Annotated in this window: 12 protein-coding genes and 1 pseudogene; 7 read left to right on the top strand and 6 right to left on the bottom strand. The window is 60.3% G+C overall.

From position 1 onward, the window contains the following. Nucleotides 1-40 precede the first annotated feature (40 nt). Nucleotides 41-946: a LysR family transcriptional regulator gene (locus BM152_RS00580; protein ID WP_066603050.1), complete on the bottom strand. Its 906-nt coding sequence runs from the start codon at nucleotides 944-946 to the stop codon at nucleotides 41-43. Nucleotides 947-1,040: 94 nt separating this feature from the next. Between BM152_RS00580 and metF the strand changes: the two genes are divergently transcribed. Further along, nucleotides 1,041-1,874 carry a methylenetetrahydrofolate reductase [NAD(P)H] gene (metF, locus tag BM152_RS00575; RefSeq protein ID WP_066603047.1) on the top strand — a complete coding sequence of 278 codons (834 nt, stop codon included), beginning with the start codon at nucleotides 1,041-1,043 and terminating at the stop codon, nucleotides 1,872-1,874. On the opposite strand, the gene BM152_RS00570 is transcribed toward metF, so the two are convergent. Both BM152_RS00570 and BM152_RS00565 read right to left on the bottom strand, forming a co-directional pair. Continuing rightward, a complete protein-coding gene (locus BM152_RS00570; RefSeq protein ID WP_066603045.1) occupies nucleotides 1,871-2,905 on the bottom strand; it encodes a DUF2235 domain-containing protein in 1,035 nt (344 codons plus the stop codon). The two genes, metF and BM152_RS00570, sit on opposite strands and share 4 nt — an antisense overlap. Before the next feature lie 109 nt (nucleotides 2,906-3,014). Further along, a complete protein-coding gene (locus BM152_RS00565) occupies nucleotides 3,015-4,157 on the bottom strand; it encodes a type III PLP-dependent enzyme (RefSeq protein WP_066603042.1) in 1,143 nt (380 codons plus the stop codon). A 344-nt stretch (nucleotides 4,158-4,501) separates the two neighbouring features. Here BM152_RS00565 and BM152_RS00560 point away from each other — a divergent pair, with 344 nt between their 5' ends. After that, nucleotides 4,502-4,933: an Lrp/AsnC family transcriptional regulator gene (locus tag BM152_RS00560; protein WP_066603041.1), complete on the top strand. Its 432-nt coding sequence runs from the start codon at nucleotides 4,502-4,504 to the stop codon at nucleotides 4,931-4,933. 192 nt (nucleotides 4,934-5,125) lie between these two features. Continuing rightward, nucleotides 5,126-8,263: a valine--tRNA ligase gene (locus BM152_RS00555; protein ID WP_066603040.1), complete on the top strand. Its 3,138-nt coding sequence runs from the start codon at nucleotides 5,126-5,128 to the stop codon at nucleotides 8,261-8,263. 93 nt (nucleotides 8,264-8,356) lie between these two features. On the opposite strand, the gene BM152_RS00550 is transcribed toward BM152_RS00555, so the two are convergent. Beyond that, nucleotides 8,357-9,139 carry a crotonase/enoyl-CoA hydratase family protein gene (locus BM152_RS00550; RefSeq protein ID WP_066603039.1) on the bottom strand — a complete coding sequence of 261 codons (783 nt, stop codon included), beginning with the start codon at nucleotides 9,137-9,139 and terminating at the stop codon, nucleotides 8,357-8,359. 102 nt (nucleotides 9,140-9,241) lie between these two features. Between BM152_RS00550 and BM152_RS00545 the strand changes: the two genes are divergently transcribed. Beyond that, nucleotides 9,242-10,345, top strand: coding sequence for a pyridoxal phosphate-dependent aminotransferase (locus BM152_RS00545; RefSeq protein ID WP_066603037.1), 1,104 nt, complete (start codon nucleotides 9,242-9,244; stop codon nucleotides 10,343-10,345). Between the two features lie 210 nt (nucleotides 10,346-10,555). On the opposite strand, the gene BM152_RS00540 is transcribed toward BM152_RS00545, so the two are convergent. After that, nucleotides 10,556-11,755 (bottom strand): pyridoxal-phosphate-dependent aminotransferase family protein, encoded by a 1,200-nt coding sequence (locus BM152_RS00540; protein ID WP_066603035.1) that lies wholly within the window; start codon nucleotides 11,753-11,755, stop codon nucleotides 10,556-10,558. 176 nt (nucleotides 11,756-11,931) lie between these two features. Here BM152_RS00540 and BM152_RS00535 point away from each other — a divergent pair, with 176 nt between their 5' ends. After that, a complete protein-coding gene (locus BM152_RS00535; protein ID WP_074913889.1) occupies nucleotides 11,932-12,621 on the top strand; it encodes a tyrosine-protein phosphatase in 690 nt (229 codons plus the stop codon). After that, the gene (locus tag BM152_RS00530) at nucleotides 12,618-14,594 is read left to right on the top strand and encodes an ABC transporter ATP-binding protein (protein WP_074913877.1); all 1,977 of its coding nucleotides are present in this window, start codon (nucleotides 12,618-12,620) and stop codon (nucleotides 14,592-14,594) included. The genes BM152_RS00535 and BM152_RS00530 overlap by 4 nt, the downstream gene beginning before the upstream one ends. Before the next feature lie 226 nt (nucleotides 14,595-14,820). On the opposite strand, the pseudogene BM152_RS19665 reads toward BM152_RS00530, so the two are convergent. Further along, nucleotides 14,821-15,138 (bottom strand): annotated as a pseudogene (locus tag BM152_RS19665) (glycosyltransferase); the annotation flags it as partial. Between the two features lie 79 nt (nucleotides 15,139-15,217). Between BM152_RS19665 and ygfZ the strand changes: the two are divergent. After that, nucleotides 15,218-15,961 carry a CAF17-like 4Fe-4S cluster assembly/insertion protein YgfZ gene (gene ygfZ, locus BM152_RS00520; protein ID WP_066603031.1) on the top strand — a complete coding sequence of 248 codons (744 nt, stop codon included), beginning with the start codon at nucleotides 15,218-15,220 and terminating at the stop codon, nucleotides 15,959-15,961. Nucleotides 15,962-16,010 lie beyond the last annotated feature (49 nt).

The following is a 16,010-nucleotide window of genomic DNA, read 5'->3' as shown; positions in this document are numbered from 1 at the left end:
GGCAAGAAAACCTCCCTGCCCCGCATTTTCCGCCTGTCTCTCAGCCGCGCTGGAGCTTTACCGCCTCGGATTTCGCGATCTTCAGCACATGCGTCATGTAGGGTTTGTCGAGATCGGCGTCCCGCACGGCGGCATACATGGTCCGCGTGACGCCGTTCGCGGTCAGCGGGCGCACGGCGTAATCCGGCAGGTTGCGAATGTCGCGCATCACCCAGTTGGGCAGAACCGCCACCCCGCGACCGGCAGCGACAAGCATCAGGATCACATCCGTCAACTCGACCTTGCGCTGTTGCGCGGGTTCGATCCCTGCGGGGATCAGGAGGTCTTTGAACACATCCAGACGCGTGCGCTCCATCGGATAGGTGATCAGGGTCTGGTCCCGAAAATCCTCCGCCTCGACATAGGCCTTTTGCGTCAGCGGGGATTTGGAGGACATGGCGCACATGGGCGCGTAGTTGAACAGCGGCACAAAGGTGACGCCGTTGATCTTGTCGGGGTCAGACGAGATCACGAAGTCCACCTCCTCGCGTTCGAGCGCCGGAAGTGCACCGAAAGCAAGGCGTTGGCGGATGTCGATATCCACATCGGGCCATGCTTCGCGGAACTGGTGCAACACCGGAAAGAGCCAGTCGAAGCAGGCGTGACATTCCATTGCGATATGCAGCCGCCCCGATGTGCCCGCCTCGATGCCGCGAAATTCGTCTTCGAGCGTCTCGACCTTGGGCAGAACATCTTCGGCCAGCGCCAGAAGCCGCATCCCCGCAGGCGAGAGCTTCAGCGGTTTCGAGCGGCGCACGAAAAGCTCCACCCCCGCTTGCGCTTCAAGCCCTTTGACCTGATGGCTGAGCGCGGATTGGGTGATGTTGAGACGGTCGGCGGCACGGGCCAGCCCGCCCTCTTCATAGATGGCCTTGATCGTGCGCAAATGGCGGAATTCGAGGTGCATAGTGAATGGCTCTCATGTTTATCTTGAGAATTATGAATTTGTCTCACATGCCAAGCCGTGACACAAGACCGCTCCAGACAGTGAGGACGACACCATGACCAAAGCGCCCAATATCTCTTTCGAATTCTTCCCGCCGAAGAATATCGCAGCCTGTTTCAGCCTGTTCGAAACGGTTCAGGCGCTTCGGGACATGCAGCCCGGGTTTGTCTCCGTCACCTATGGCGCGGGCGGCACCACGCGGGAGCTGACCCATGACGCGGTGGCCTTGCTGACGCGCAAATACGGCTGGAACGTCGCGGCACACCTGACCTGCGTGAATGCGACGGAAGAAGAAACCCTTGCCATTGCAAACAGTTACAAGGAAGTCGGCGTGAACGAGATCGTCGCGCTTCGGGGAGACCCGCCCAAGGACGCGGGCAAGTTCACCCCCGCGGAAGGCGGGTTTGCCAATTCCGTCGAACTGATCGCGGCGCTCAAGGAGACCGGAGATTTCAAAATCCGCGTCGGGGCCTATCCCGACCCGCATCCCGATGCAGAGGACGAGACCTCCGACATCACATGGCTGAAACAGAAATTCGAAGCGGGCGCTGATTCTGCCATCACGCAGTTTTTCTTCGAGCCGGAGAATTTCTTCCGCTTCCGTGACCGCTGCGCGCGCGCAGGCATCAAGGGCGAGATCATCCCCGGCATCCTGCCGATCACAAGCTGGAAAGGCATCCAGCGATTCGCTTCGGCCTGTGGCACGCCGATCCCGATCAGCTACGAGGCGGCCTTTGAACATTCGCAAGACCACCACAAGCTCTCGGTCGATCTGTGCACCAAACTGTGCGAGAAACTGATCAAGGAAGGGGTCGAAAACCTGCATTTCTACACGCTGAACCGCCCGACCCTGACCCGTGCGGTCTGTGCCAATCTGGGTGTGGTCTAGGCTTTCAACGCGGGGTGCAGGATCTCTGACGGGTCCCGCCCCACCACGCGCCGCTCGCGCAGCCAGAAGAACTTTCCCCAACCGCGATTGAGCCCGATGGACGGACCATGCGGGTCGGCAAGGTAGCGCATCCGCCAGCCCTCGGGCAGGTCCAGCCCCGCCTGCTCCGCCTTATCGAGCATCCAGACCAGCGCGGCATTGGACAGGCGGCGTTCGGGATTGTAGCCCGACAACTGCCCGCCCACATCGCCATGCGTGCCCGGAAACCACATCTGTTGCAGCACCTGATCCGGCGCGTCGGGGTTGGTTTCGAACATCACAGGCGCATAGGCACGGCGGCGTTCGTGATAGGCAAGCGCGTGGTAGACGTGTTTTATGCAAGGCGCAGGGCGCAGCGTATGAAATTCGTGAAATACCGAAGAATAGCGCCAAAGCAGCGGCATATGCAGCCCGACCGCCGCCACCGTATCCCAGACGCCCAGAAACTCGATGGCCACCTTGTCATGACAATGGGCCTTGGAAAACGCCTGCGCGGCGGTGCTGTGCGGGGCCATCTGGTAATGGCGAAAGGCCACGCGGGTGTTGCGCTCCGTCGCTGCTTCTGGACGCAACAAACCGATCATGTCGATCAGCCCTGAAAGAGAGCGCACCGCATAGGCGCCGCGCGAATAGCCGAACAGGAAAATCCGGTCGCCCGTGCGATACCGCGAGGCCAGCGCCCCATAGACGCGCTGGATCTGTTGGTTGATGCCGCGCCCCTCGATCACATCCATCGTATCGCGCCAGTTGGCCCACTGGATACCGGCCTCGTAGCGCACCAGCATATTGGCCCCTTGCGCGCTTTCAGAACAAAGCTTGTAGGTCAGCCCCGTGTTGGTCTCGAACCCCGACTGCAAAGAGGACAGCGTTCCGTCCATCAGGATCACATGGGTCAGCGGCCCGCGCGAATGATGCCCGCCGGAGGTCCGCACCCGCTTGCGGAATTTGAACAGCGGGCCGAGGCGGCTGAAGAATGACGTTCTCTGATCCATTCCAGAGATTTAGCACAGAAAATCGCAAAGTCCCCTCCCCGATTGCGCGAGGAGGGGCAACGCATAACGCATAAGGAACGACTCTCAGGCGTGTCTCGGATCTGCCGCCTCAGAGGTGGCGGTGCACGGTTTCCACGGTGATCTGGCCGAAGCCGTTGAACTGGGTCGCGGTGGCCAGAGAATAGGCGCCGAGACCGTAGAAAATCACATGATCTTCCTCTTCCATCGTCTCGGGAAAAGCCAGATCGGAGGGCAGTTTGTCGACACTGTCACAGGTCGGACCGAAAACCGTACGCGAGACCGTCGGGCCTTCGCGTTTGATCCCTTCGGGGCCGAACACAGCGATGCGGTCGATCACGCCAACAAGGTGCAATTCGGACAAGCCGCCATAGATGCCATCGTTAAGGAACACATGGGCGTCGTCGCGAATCGCTTTGACGCGGGTGACGAGCGAATAGCTCTCCGCCACAAGGCCGCGGCCCGGCTCGCAGACCAGAGCGGGCATGTCATCGCCAAAGGCCTCCCGCGCCACACGCCCGATCAGATCGAAGGTGGTTTCAAGCTGCGGCATTTCCTCGTTCAGACGGTGCGACGGGAAGCCGCCGCCCACGTTCAGCCGTGCGATTTTGACATCGGCCTTGCGGGCAATTCCGGCGGCCGCACGGATGTATTTGTCCCACGCATGGGGATCGGTGCATTGCGTGCCCGGATGGAAGGTCAGCGATGGTGTGAAACCAAGCTGTGCGGCAAGCGTCAAAAGCTCGGCGGCCAGTTCCTCCGTCGCGCCGAATTTGGCTCCGAAATTATAGGCGGCCCCTTCGACGGGCAGTTTGAAGCGCACGGAAATCTCCACCCCGTCCGCGGGCACCAGTTCGCCCAGTTTCACAAGCTCGGAATGGCTGTCCACGGAATAGGATTTCACACCCGTTTTCACGGCATGGAGAATCTCGGTGCGCGACCGCACGGGGTTGTTGTAATGCATGGCCGCTCCGGGCGCGATACGGGCGATGGTGTCCATCTCGACGGGCGAGGCAACATCAAAGCCTTTGACGCCTGCCGCCACGAGATTGGCCAGCACGGCTTCATCCGGATTCGACTTGACCGCATAGGTCACAAGCCCCGGAAACCCTTTGATAAACCGGCGCGCAGTGGATTGCAGCGTCGAGGGAGAGAAGAACAGCACGGGATGCTCAGGAGCATGTGTGCGCAGATAGTCGCTGGGCGTTGCCCAGATGGTTTTTGAGAGCCCCATTGGTGTCGTCCTTTACCAATAGAGCGCAGCCACATCTTGCCCGGGAGAAGTCCGGTTGGGATTGCGCTTACGCGGTTAATCCGAACCAGGCCAGGTGCAGGTCATCCCGTCTTTTCGGGTGCGTTGACCGCCCTTTGATCCTGAAAATCAATAGCCGCTATATGCGTGTTGATTTTGCCGTTAAAAAGGGTAAAGTCATGCATTATGCCGGTCATTTTAACGAAATAATCGGTTAAATTAACATGAGGCTTTTCCTGCGCCCTGACGAAGCCCCCGCGCAGGAGGCGAAGAGGAAAACGGCGAGCACAACGGCGTAGGCTACGGCAAGAGCCACGGAGCGGATTATGGACGATCTCGACCACAAGATTCTGATGGCGCTGGCCGCCGATTCTTCCACCTCCGTGTCGCGGCTTGCGCGTCGGTTCAAAGTGGCGCGGTCCACCGTGCAAGCGCGGCTGGAAAAGATGGAGACCAACGGCACCATCGCGGGCTATACGATCAAGCTGGGCGATGTGGCGCTGGCCCGCCGGATCAAGGCGACCGTGCTGATACAGGTAGAGCCGCGCACATCGGCCTCTGTGGTGAGCAAGCTCAAGGCGATTCACGAGGTGGAAATGGTCGCCACCGCAACGGGGCGCGTGGACCTGATTGCGCAGATCGCCTGTGAGACCACCGAAGAGATCGACCAGACGCTGGACCAGATCAATGCGATCACGGGCGTGCAGGACATCGAGAGCCTGATCCACCTCTCGACCAAGTTCGACCGCGCGATCTAGCCGCTTTGCGCCCTTCTCAACACCCTGTCGCCATTCGCTTTTTGACAGGCGGGGCGTGAAAGCTACGCCATGTCGCGGCTCTCGTCTCCGGCCTGCCAAAAAACAGTGCTCCGGCTTTCTCCAGAAACGCTTTAACTCGCGCCCAGCACAGGCTACACAAGTCCAAACCGAAAAAAGCGACCGAGACACAAGATGGCTATGGAAAAGACTTTCGACGCAACTGAGGCGGAAGCGCGGATTTACGCGGCTTGGGAAAAGGCGGGGGCTTTCAAAGCCGGGGCCAACAAGCGCCGTGATGAGACCTTCACCATCATGATCCCGCCGCCCAACGTGACCGGCGCTTTGCATGTGGGCCACGCCTTCAACAATACGATTCAGGACATTCTGGTGCGCTGGCACCGGATGCGTGGCTTTGACACACTCTGGCAGCCGGGTCAGGACCATGCGGGCATTGCCACGCAGTTGATGGTCGAAAAGGAACTGGCCAAGACCGGCCAGCCGTCGCGTGCCGAACTGGGCCGCGAGGCGTTTATCGAGAAGGTCTGGGAATGGAAGGGCAAATACGGCGCCACCATCATCAACCAGCTCAAGCGCCTCGGCTCCTCCTGCGACTGGTCGCGCAATGCCTTCACCATGGCCGGCGCACCGGGAGACCCGCGCATCGGTCACGAGAATAGCCCGAATTTCCATGATGCTGTGATCAAGGTCTTTGTCGATATGTATGACAAGGGTCTGATCTATCGCGGCAAACGGCTTGTGAACTGGGACCCGCATTTCGAGACGGCAATCTCGGATCTCGAAGTGGAGAATATCGAAGTCGCGGGCCATATGTGGCATTTCAAATACCCGCTGGCCGGTGGCGAGACCTACACCTATGTCGAGAAAGACGAGGACGGCAATGTCGTGTTCGAAGAGGAACGCGATTACATCTCCATCGCCACCACGCGGCCTGAAACCATGCTGGGCGACGGCGCTGTAGCGGTTCACCCCGATGACGAACGCTATGCGCCGATTGTCGGCAAGCTCTGTGAAATCCCCGTCGGGCCGAAAGAGCACCGCCGGTTGATCCCGATCATCACGGATGAATATCCGGATATGAATTTCGGCTCCGGTGCGGTGAAGATCACTGGCGCGCATGATTTCAACGACTATCAGGTCGCCAAACGTGCGGGCCTGCCGATGTATCGGTTGATGGACACCAAAGGCGCGATGCGCAGCGACGGGTTGTCCTATGAAGACAGCGCACTGCTGGCCGCTGAAATTCTCGCGGGCAAGCCATTCACCGAACAGGAAGTCGACACGATCAACCTCGTGCCGGATCACCTGCGCGGGCTGGACCGTTTCGAGGCCCGCAAGGCCGTGATCAATGAGATCAACACCGAAGGTCTCGCCGTCATGACCACCGTGACACGCAAGGTCAAAGACGAGGATGGCAACGAGTCCGATGTGACCGAGACCGTACCTTACGTCGAAGACAAGCCGATCATGCAGCCCTTTGGCGACCGTTCCAAGGTCGTGATCGAGCCGATGCTGACCGATCAGTGGTATGTGGATGCCGAGAAGGTCGTCGGCCCTGCGCTCGACGCTGTGCGCTCCGGCAAGACCAAGATCATGCCGGAATCGGGCGAGAAGACCTATTACCACTGGCTTGAAAACATCGAACCGTGGTGCATCTCGCGTCAGCTTTGGTGGGGGCACCAGATCCCCGTGTGGTATGGCCTTGACCTCTCCGCCCCGAATTTCAAAGACGATGAGGGCGATGGCGCGCTCGACGAGGTGGAACTGATCCGGCTTCTGACCGAAGGCGGGATGCTGCACGCCGGCTCCGTGCATCACTGCGCGGCGGATTTCGACGCGGTGCATGACAAGTTCTTTACCGAGATGGCCGACCTGCCCACCCCGCTCAACCACTGCCGCGTGGTCGAAGTGGCCGACCGTCAGGCCGGTATCGAAGCCTTTGCCGAAGGGCTCGCCCAATACAACGTCACGCAAGACCCGACCAAACTGGTCTATCCGGTCTGGCGCGACCCCGATGTGCTCGACACATGGTTCTCCTCGGGCCTGTGGCCGATCGGCACGCTGGGCTGGCCCAACTGGGATGAAAGCACGTCGAAATACTTCCCGACCGATGTACTGGTCACAGGGTTCGACATTCTGTTCTTCTGGGTCGCACGCATGATGATGATGCAGCTTGCGGTCGTGAATGAAGTGCCCTTCCACACCATCTACCTGCACCAGCTCGTCCGCGACGAGAAGGGCAAGAAGATGTCGAAGACCACGGGCAATGTGATCGACCCGCTGGAAATCATCGACGAATACGGTGCCGACGCGCTGCGGTTTACCAATGCGTCGATGGCCTCCATTGGTGGTGTGCTCAAACTCTCCGTGGATCGCATCAAAGGCTACCGGAACTTCACCACGAAAATCTGGAACGCCGCGCGCTTTGCCGAGATGAACGAAGTGTTCGACGCCTATGAACCCGGTGTGATCCCGACGCCCACGGCGACGGTGAACAAATGGATCGTGGGCGAAACCGTGAAGGTGCTCAAAGAGGTCGATACGGCCTTTGAGGAATACCGGTTCAACGACGCGGCCAATGCGCTTTACGCCTTTGTCTGGGGCAAGTTCTGCGACTGGTATGTGGAACTGTCGAAACCGCTGTTCTACGACGGCGATGATGCGGCCAAGGCCGAGACCCGTCAGACGATGGGCTGGGTGCTGGATCAGGCGCTGGTCATGCTGCACCCGATCATGCCCTTCATCACCGAAGAGCTTTGGGGCACGATCAAACCGGGACGCGGGCTACTGGCGCTGGCGGATTGGCCGGAGCTTTCCGACGATCTCGTTGACCCCGCTGCCGATGCGGAAATGAACTGGGTGATCGATCTGATCGAAGCCATCCGCTCCTCGCGTGCCGAGGTGCATGTGCCTGCGGGGCTGAAAATCCCGATGGTGCAGGTCGAGCTGGACGAAGCGGGCAAGACCGCTTGGGCCAACAACGAAGCGATGATCATGAAACTCGCGCGGCTCGACAGCCTCTCGGAGGGGCCGATGCCCAAAGGTGCGATCACGATTTCGGTCGCAGGCGGCACCTTTGCCCTGCCGCTCGAAGGTGTGATCGACATTGCCGAGGAAAAGGCCCGTCTGGAGAAAGCCCTTGGCAAGCTGGCGAAAGAACTGGGCGGTTTGCGTGGCCGGTTGAACAACCCGAAATTCGTGGCCTCCGCGCCCGAAGAGGTGGTCGCCGAGGCACAGGAAAACCTTGCCGCCCGCGAAGAAGAAGAAGGCAAGCTCAAGGCCGCACTTGCGCGTCTGGCCGAGATCGCCTGAGTTCTCCCCGCCGGTTTGGAGACAGATTGAAAAGGCCCGCAGAGATGCGGGCCTTTTGCTTTGAGTATTTATGGCAACAAAGGAAACACGGGCTCAGTCATAAACAGCGGCGCGTTTCTGCATCCGAGCCATGACGGTTTCCATCTGGTCCTTGGTGCCTATCAATGCCCGCTGTTCGCGGCTTTCTTCCATCAGGATGTCCGCACGCTCCGTCGTGCTTTCAACCGTTCCGATCAACCGTTTCGCGGCGCGGATGGCGGAGGGGGATTTGCCCGCAATATCGGTAGCGATTTCCAGCGCGCGGGCATGGGCGTCTTCGGCCAGTTCCGTGGCCAGACCATAGCCCAGCGCCTTGTCTGCCGACACGACCTCATGGGTATAGGTGAGATAGCGCAGCACGTCGGAGCGCAACACGCGCGGGAAAAGCACCATGCCGCCCATATCGGGAATGAGGCCCCATTTCATCTCCATGATCGAGAATTGCGCCTCGGGCCCTGCCACACGAATATCGGCGGCGATGGCCAGTTGCATCCCCGCGCCGAAACATGGTCCCTGAATTGCGGCCACCACCGGCACAGGCAGGTCGTGAAGCGCGAGTGAGAAGGCCTGAAACGCGTTGCAGTCGCCATGGGTGCGGGTCATCACAAGTTCGTCGAGGTCTTCGCTCAGGAACCGCTGGAAATTCGACGTATCCAGACCGGCGCAAAAGGCCTTGCCCGCGCCGGACAGAAGCACGACGCGCACCTTGGAAGCGGCGATCTGTTCGACTGCGGCCAGAACATCGGCCAGCAGGGCTTCGGACACGGCGTTCATCTTGTCGGGGCGGTTCAGTGTCAGATGGGCAATGTGGTCTTTGATCTCTAAAGTAACGGTCATAATGGCTCCTCCTGCGCCCACCCTATCAGCGCGAGGGCAAATCGGTCATGTCTGACGTTACGGCGCTTGCGCAGGGCGAAAACTTGGGGCAGGAAGCGTCCCATGACAGACCAACGCCAAACCCCGCTCGCCCAGTCCCTCCCCGCTACCGTGCCCTTTGTGGCTCCGGAACGGATGGAAGAGATACGCGGCGCGGCGTTCGAGGCGCGGCTGGGTGCCAACGAACTGTCCTTTGGTCCCTCGCCCAAGGCGCTGGCCGCGATGGCCGACAGTCTTGGCGGCATCTGGAAATATGGTGAGCCGGAGAACCGCGATTTGCGACAGGCTCTGGCCGCGCTTCACGGCATCCAGCCGGAGGAGATCACCGTCGGCGAAGGCATTGACGGGCTGCTTGGCGTTCTGGTGCGGTTGTATGTGAATCCGGGCGATGCGGTTGTGACCTCGGCAGGGTCTTATCCGACATTCAACTACCATGTCGCAGGCTTTGGCGGCGTGTTGCATACGGTGCCCTACAAGAATGACCGCGAAGACCCCGAGGCCCTGATTGCCAAGGCGAAAGAGGTCGGGGCCAAACTTGTCTATTTGTCCAATCCGAACAATCCCATGGGAACGGTCCATTCGGCAAAGACCGTTCAGACCATGATCGAGGCCGTGCCCGAAGGCTGTTTGATGGTACTTGACGAGGCCTATACGGAGTTTGCCCCTGACGAGACCCGCCCGCGGCTCGACACCTCGGACAAGCGTGTGATCCGTTTTCGCACATTCTCAAAGGCTTACGGCATGGCGGGGGCGCGTATCGGCTACGGCATCGCGCATCGGGAGATTGCGACGGGATTTGACAAGATCCGCAACCATTTCGGCGTCAACCGCGTGGCGCAGGCCGGTGCTCTGGCTGCGCTCAAGGATCAGGACTACCTGACGGAAACCCTGTCAAAGGTTGCTGCAGGGCGTGCGCGACTTGCACAAATCGCACAAAAGGCGGGGCTGGAGCCTCTGCCCTCGGCTGCCAATTTTGTGACAATGGATTGTGGCCGTGACGGGGACTATGCCCGCGCGCTCGTGAAGGCACTCGACAAACATGGCATCTTTGTCCGGATGCCCGGCGTCGCGCCGCTGGACCGCTGTATCCGTGTCTCCGTCGGCCTCCCCGAAGAGATCGAAATTTTCGCGGAACGGTTGCCTCTGGCTTTGGCGGAACTGGGCTAAACACTCGCTGGCCGATCCGTTTGGTGCGAGGGGCTGGCGCTTTCACGCGGCGTTAAGGTTAATCTCGTTAAGGTTAATGCGAGGGGAAGGTGACCCTTTAATCGGCCCGATCCCCCGCCACCGTCTCGTCCCTCTCGTCAGGCGCAAAAAAGGGGGCCGAAAGCCCCCTCTCTGTCTCATATAATCCGCCTCTAGCAGACGCCTGCTGTCTTACACGCGGCTGGCCAAAAGCTTTGCCGCCGCGACAGAACCGCCTTCGCCGTGCGGAATGTCCAGCGCAGCAAAAGCCGTCTCCACCGCACCGATGATCCCAAGAACCATATGCGCGTTGATATGGCCCATGTGACCGATACGGAAATAATTGTCCGCCTCAACCGAACCGATCGCGCCGAAGCCCAAGGAAATGCCCAAGGTGATTCCCATATGTTCGGTGAGCCAGTTGCGCAGACGCGTTCCGTCTCCCTCACCGAGGCTCAAGGTTGTAACCGCATGAGAACGATGCGCCGGATCGGCAATGTTGAAGCTCAGCTTGCCGCCCTGCCCCCATGCATCCACCGCCGCCCAATAGGCGCGCGCGAGGGTTTCGTGACGGGCCCAGACATTCTCCAGCCCTTCGTCGAGAATCATCGAGACCGCCTGACGCAGCCCGTAGAGATGATGCGTCGGCGGGGTGCCGTCGAAATATTCATAGAGATGCACAGGATTGGCGCGGGTTTCCCAATCCCAATAGGGCGTGCGCATGTCATTGCCCTGCCCCGCCTGACGGGCCTTTTCCGAGAACCAGACAAAGCCCATACCCGGCGGTGTCATCAGGCCTTTTTGCGACGCGGCGATCATCACATCGACGCCCCATTTGTCCATTTCAAACCGGTCACAGCCCAGAGAGGCGATGCAATCGACCGCAAACACCGCAGGGTGCCCCGCCGCATCAATCGCCTTGCGCATGGCCGCAATGTCGTTGCGCACAGAGGTGGCCGTATCCACATGCACGCTCAGCACGGCTTTGATTTCATGGGACTGATCCGCTTTGAGCGCCGCTTCGAGGCGGTCAGGGTCGACCGGAGATTGCTTGCCGAAATCGAGAATCTCGACATTCGCACCAAGGCGGTTTGCGACATCGGCCCAGCCGTGGCCGAAATTGCCCGTCACACAGACCAGCACCTTGTCGCCGCGCGAGATCATATTGGTGAGCGAGGCTTCCCAAAGCCCGTGACCGTTGGTGATATAGAGCGCGACATGACCGGAGGTGCCCGCGATGGTTTTCAGATCGGGAATAAGCGCATGGGTCAGGTCCACCAGTTCACCGGTGTAGATATTCGGTGCGGGGCGGTGCATGGCCTGCAACACGGGATCGGGGATCACGGACGGACCGGGAATAGCTAGGTAATGACGACCGTTGGCAAGTGACATAGGAGACCTCAAAATTCATAAGCCCCTTGGATTAACGCCGGTGCACACTTAGGTCAATTCCTCGCGCTCTCACATCGGACTTGCGCAGATGCGGGGACAGACGCGTGCGCCCGCCTCGCTTGCCCCGTATTGTAAAGAGGGCTAAAGAGACGCGATCATCTTTGGGAATGGACCATATGTTCAAGCTGTTGAAAAAAGGGTTCAAGAAACTTGAACGCGCAGAGGTCGGCCAATTCGGCAATGACGTCTCGACCCGGCGCACCCGGCATCTGGCCATGTGGCATTTCCACCTGTTCGACCATGCCTTTTTGCGCGGGCTCTGGACCAATCTCTACGAGATCGCCCCCGGCGTCTGGCGCTCGAACCAGCCTTCTCCGAAACGGATTGAACGCTACGCAAACATGGGGATCAAGACGATCCTTTCCCTGCGCGGTGATAAGGACGTGTCCTTTACCCTATTGGAGCGTCAGGCCTGTGAAGCGCATGGCATCAAACTGGTCACGACCAAGAAAGCCGCCGCACGCGGAGCGTTGAGTGGCGCGGATTATGTCGCGCTGATCGACATTCTGGCCTCGCTTGAAAAGCCTTTCCTCATCCATTGCAAATCCGGCGCGGACAGGGCGGGGCTGGCCTCCGCGCTCTATCTTCTGCATTGTGAAGGGGCCTCGATCAAAGAGGCCAAGAAGATGCTCTCGTGGCGCTTCATGCATCTCAAAAGCACGAAGACCGGTATTCTCGACTATATCCTGCGACTCTATGAACAGGATATCGAGGCCCACGGCCCAATTCCGATCCGCGAGTGGTTCGAGACCCGATATGATCGGAAGCGTGCAAGTCAGTTCAAGAAATTCCGGTCGTTCCCATGACACACGAAAAACCGCAGAAAACCGACAAGACCAAAGCCAAAGGCGAAAGTTCGGCCCCCGTCGCAGGCAGGCTACAGGTGATCCCCGACACGCAGTCGCGCGTGCTGATCCGCTGGCTCTGGCACGACTATCTGCAGGCGCATCTGGGCTATGTCGTCATCGCACTTGTTCTGATGTCGCTCGAAGGCGCGATGCTCGGGGCGCTGTCCTATCTCATCAAGCCGATGTTCGACAAGGTTCTGGTCGCGGGACACTCCGATGCGCTTATGTGGGTAGCTCTGGCCGTCTTCGGGGTATTTTCGCTTCGCGCCATCGCGTCTTTCGGGCAAAGGGTGATCATGTCCCGCGTCGGGCAAAAGGTCTCCGCCAAACTACAAGGCGATCTGGTCGCCCATATGCTCACGCTGGACGGGCGTTTTTTTCAGGACAACCCGCCGGGCACATTGATCGAACGCACACGCGGCGACAGCAGCGCCGCGGCCACGGTCTGGGCCACGGTGCTTTCGGTGGCTGCACGCGATATGGTCTCGCTGGTCTCGCTTCTCGTCGTCGCCATTTCCGTAGACTGGCGCTGGACCCTGATCGCCGTGGCGGGGGCCCCACTTCTGGCCTTGCCGATCCATGTGCTGCAAAACATCGTCCGGCGCACATCCCGACGCGCGCGCGCAGCCTCGGCCCGCGTTTCCACCCGTCTCGACGAGATCTTCCACGGGGCCACGACGATCAAGCTTTCGGGCACAGAACGTCGCGAAGCGGATCGGTTCGAGGGAGAAATCAACGAATTTGTCGACGAACAGATCAAATCGGTCGCCGGTCAGGCCGGTATTCCGGCGCTTATGGACCTTGTCGCCGGTCTCGGCTTCTTCGGTGTGCTGCTCTATGGTGGCCAGCAGATCATCGAGGGCACGAAGACCGTCGGGGAGTTCATGTCGTTCTTCACCGCGATGGCGCTTGTCTTTGAACCGCTGCGCCGCCTCGGCAATGTCTCCGGCGCATGGCAGGCAGCGCGGGCCTCTCTGGAACGGCTCTACGCCATTTTTGCAGAGCGCCCCGCCATCACCAGCCCCGCCAAGCCCGCTCCGCTCCCCGTGCCTGCCGCCTCCGCCGACATCCGGTTCGAGAATGTCGAGTTCGCCTATGCCGATGCGCCGGTTCTGCGCGGCACGAGTTTCACCGCCGAAGCCGGCAAGACCACGGCTCTGGTCGGGGCCTCCGGTGCGGGCAAGTCGACGCTGTTTCACCTGATGACCCGACTGGCCGATCCCGTCAAAGGACAAATCACAATCGGCGGTCTGGCCACCACACGACTGGCGCTCGCCGAGTTGCGTGGCCTCTACTCCGTGGTCTCGCAAGATGCGCTTTTGTTTGACGAAAGCCTGCGCGACAACGTCCTGATGGGGGCCGAGGTGGACGAGGCCCAACTCCATGCCGCGCTCAAGGCCGCCCATGTCGAGGACTTCATCTCCACACTTGATCACGGGCTGGACACCCCTGTCGGCCCGCGCGGCTCCGGTCTGTCAGGTGGTCAGCGCCAACGTGTGGCCATTGCCCGCGCCGTGTTGCGCAACCGTCCGATCCTGTTGCTGGACGAGGCAACCTCCGCCCTTGATGCGCAGTCGGAAAAGATCGTGCAAAACGCGCTGGAATCCTTGTCCAAAGGCCGCACGACACTGGTCATCGCCCACCGGCTCTCGACCATCCGCAACGCCGACAAGATCGTGGTGATGGACAAGGGCCGCGTGGTGGACGAAGGCACCCATGACGAATTGCTGGCCCGTGGCGGTCTCTATGCCGATCTCTACAGGCTCCAATATTCGGACGGGCGCACGGTTATAGACGGGAGTCTTTCGAAATCCGGGCCGCACCGCCCCCAAGGCGAAACCGGAGAAGAGGCCAAAGAGACCGGCCTGCTTGCCGCCACCAGCCGGATGTTTGGAAACATGTTGGGTCTGTTCGGACGCACAAAGGACTAAGGTCGATCCGACCCTTGAGCCGCCGCGCGATCTCGACATCCTCCATCTCGGGCATGTCGGGAAAGCCACCGATCCCGTCATAAAGCTCGCGCGAGATGAGAAAGGCCTGATGGCCATAGGGCAGGCCGAACAGCTTCGTGCGCAGATTGGCCCAGCCTGCAAAGACTTTCGGCGCAAGCCCTTTGGCCTCGCGAAAGGACAGCGAATAGACCAAAGCGCGGTCATAGGACTGCGCGAGATGCTGCACTGTCGCTTCTGCCCATCCCTCCGGCATCCATGTGTCGGCATGAAGAAACAAAAGCCAGTCGCCCTGCGCGGCCTCTGCCCCGCGACCAAGCTGCCTGCCACGTCCGGCCGGACCGGTGACAAGCTCTGCGCCTACGAAATCTGCCATCTTCTCCACCCCGTCGGTGGAGCCGCCGTCGCTCAGGATCAACTCGCGCACCAGCCCCGCATCCAGCCCCTCCATGAGCGACAGCATCGTGTCGCGCAGCAAAGGCGTCGTGTTCAGCGTCGGTATGATGACGGAAATAGGCGCGCGCATAGGGGCTCCGGCAGGTTTACAGCTTCTCTTGGCTCCTCTCCTTCCTATATGAAGGGGGACAAAAGGGGAAAGGGTTCAGATGACCTATGATGCGCGCAAAGTGATCGAAATATCCGGTGAAGACCGGCTGCACTTCCTGCAAGGGTTGATCACCAATGATGTCAAAGGGCTGGAGGCGGGCGCGGTCTATGCCGCACTCCTGACGCCGCAGGGCAAGTTCATGGTCGATTTCTTTCTCGTCCCCGAGGGGGATGTGATCCTGATGGACCTGCCCGCATCTCAGGCTGAGGCCCTCCTCAAACGCCTCACCATGTATAAGCTGCGCTCGAAAGTCACGCTGGCGCTGACGAAGCGCACGGTCTCGCGCGGCCCCGGCCCTGCTCCCGAAGGCGCGTTCCAGGACCCGCGCACGGCGGAGATGGGCTGGCGTGCCTATGACGAGCGGCCTTCTGAGGCGGCGGATTGGGACGCAATCCGCGTCGCGCATTGCGTGCCGGAATTCGGCGTGGAACTGACGCCCGACACCTTCATCCTTGAAGCCGGATTCGAGCGCCTCCACGGGGTCGATTTCAAAAAGGGCTGCTACGTCGGTCAGGAGATCACCGCACGGATGAAACACAAGACCGAACTGCGCAAAGGCTTGGCGACTGTGAACATTGAAGGCGCGGCCCCCGTCGGCACCGAGATTGTCACCGAAGACGGCAAAACCGCAGGCACGCTTTTCACCCAGTCAGGCGACAACGCCATCGCCTATCTGCGGTTTGATCGCACCAAAGGGCCGCTCACCGCCGGAGAGGCCCGCATCCACGTCGCGGCCTCCTGAGCCCCGCAAGCAAAGAAAAAGCCGCCCCCAAGAGGACGGCTTTCCAAAT

This window comes from Celeribacter halophilus, assembly GCF_900114135.1.
Classification (GTDB): domain Bacteria; phylum Pseudomonadota; class Alphaproteobacteria; order Rhodobacterales; family Rhodobacteraceae; genus Celeribacter; species Celeribacter halophilus.
This window is presented reverse-complemented; position numbering and strand designations above follow the sequence as displayed.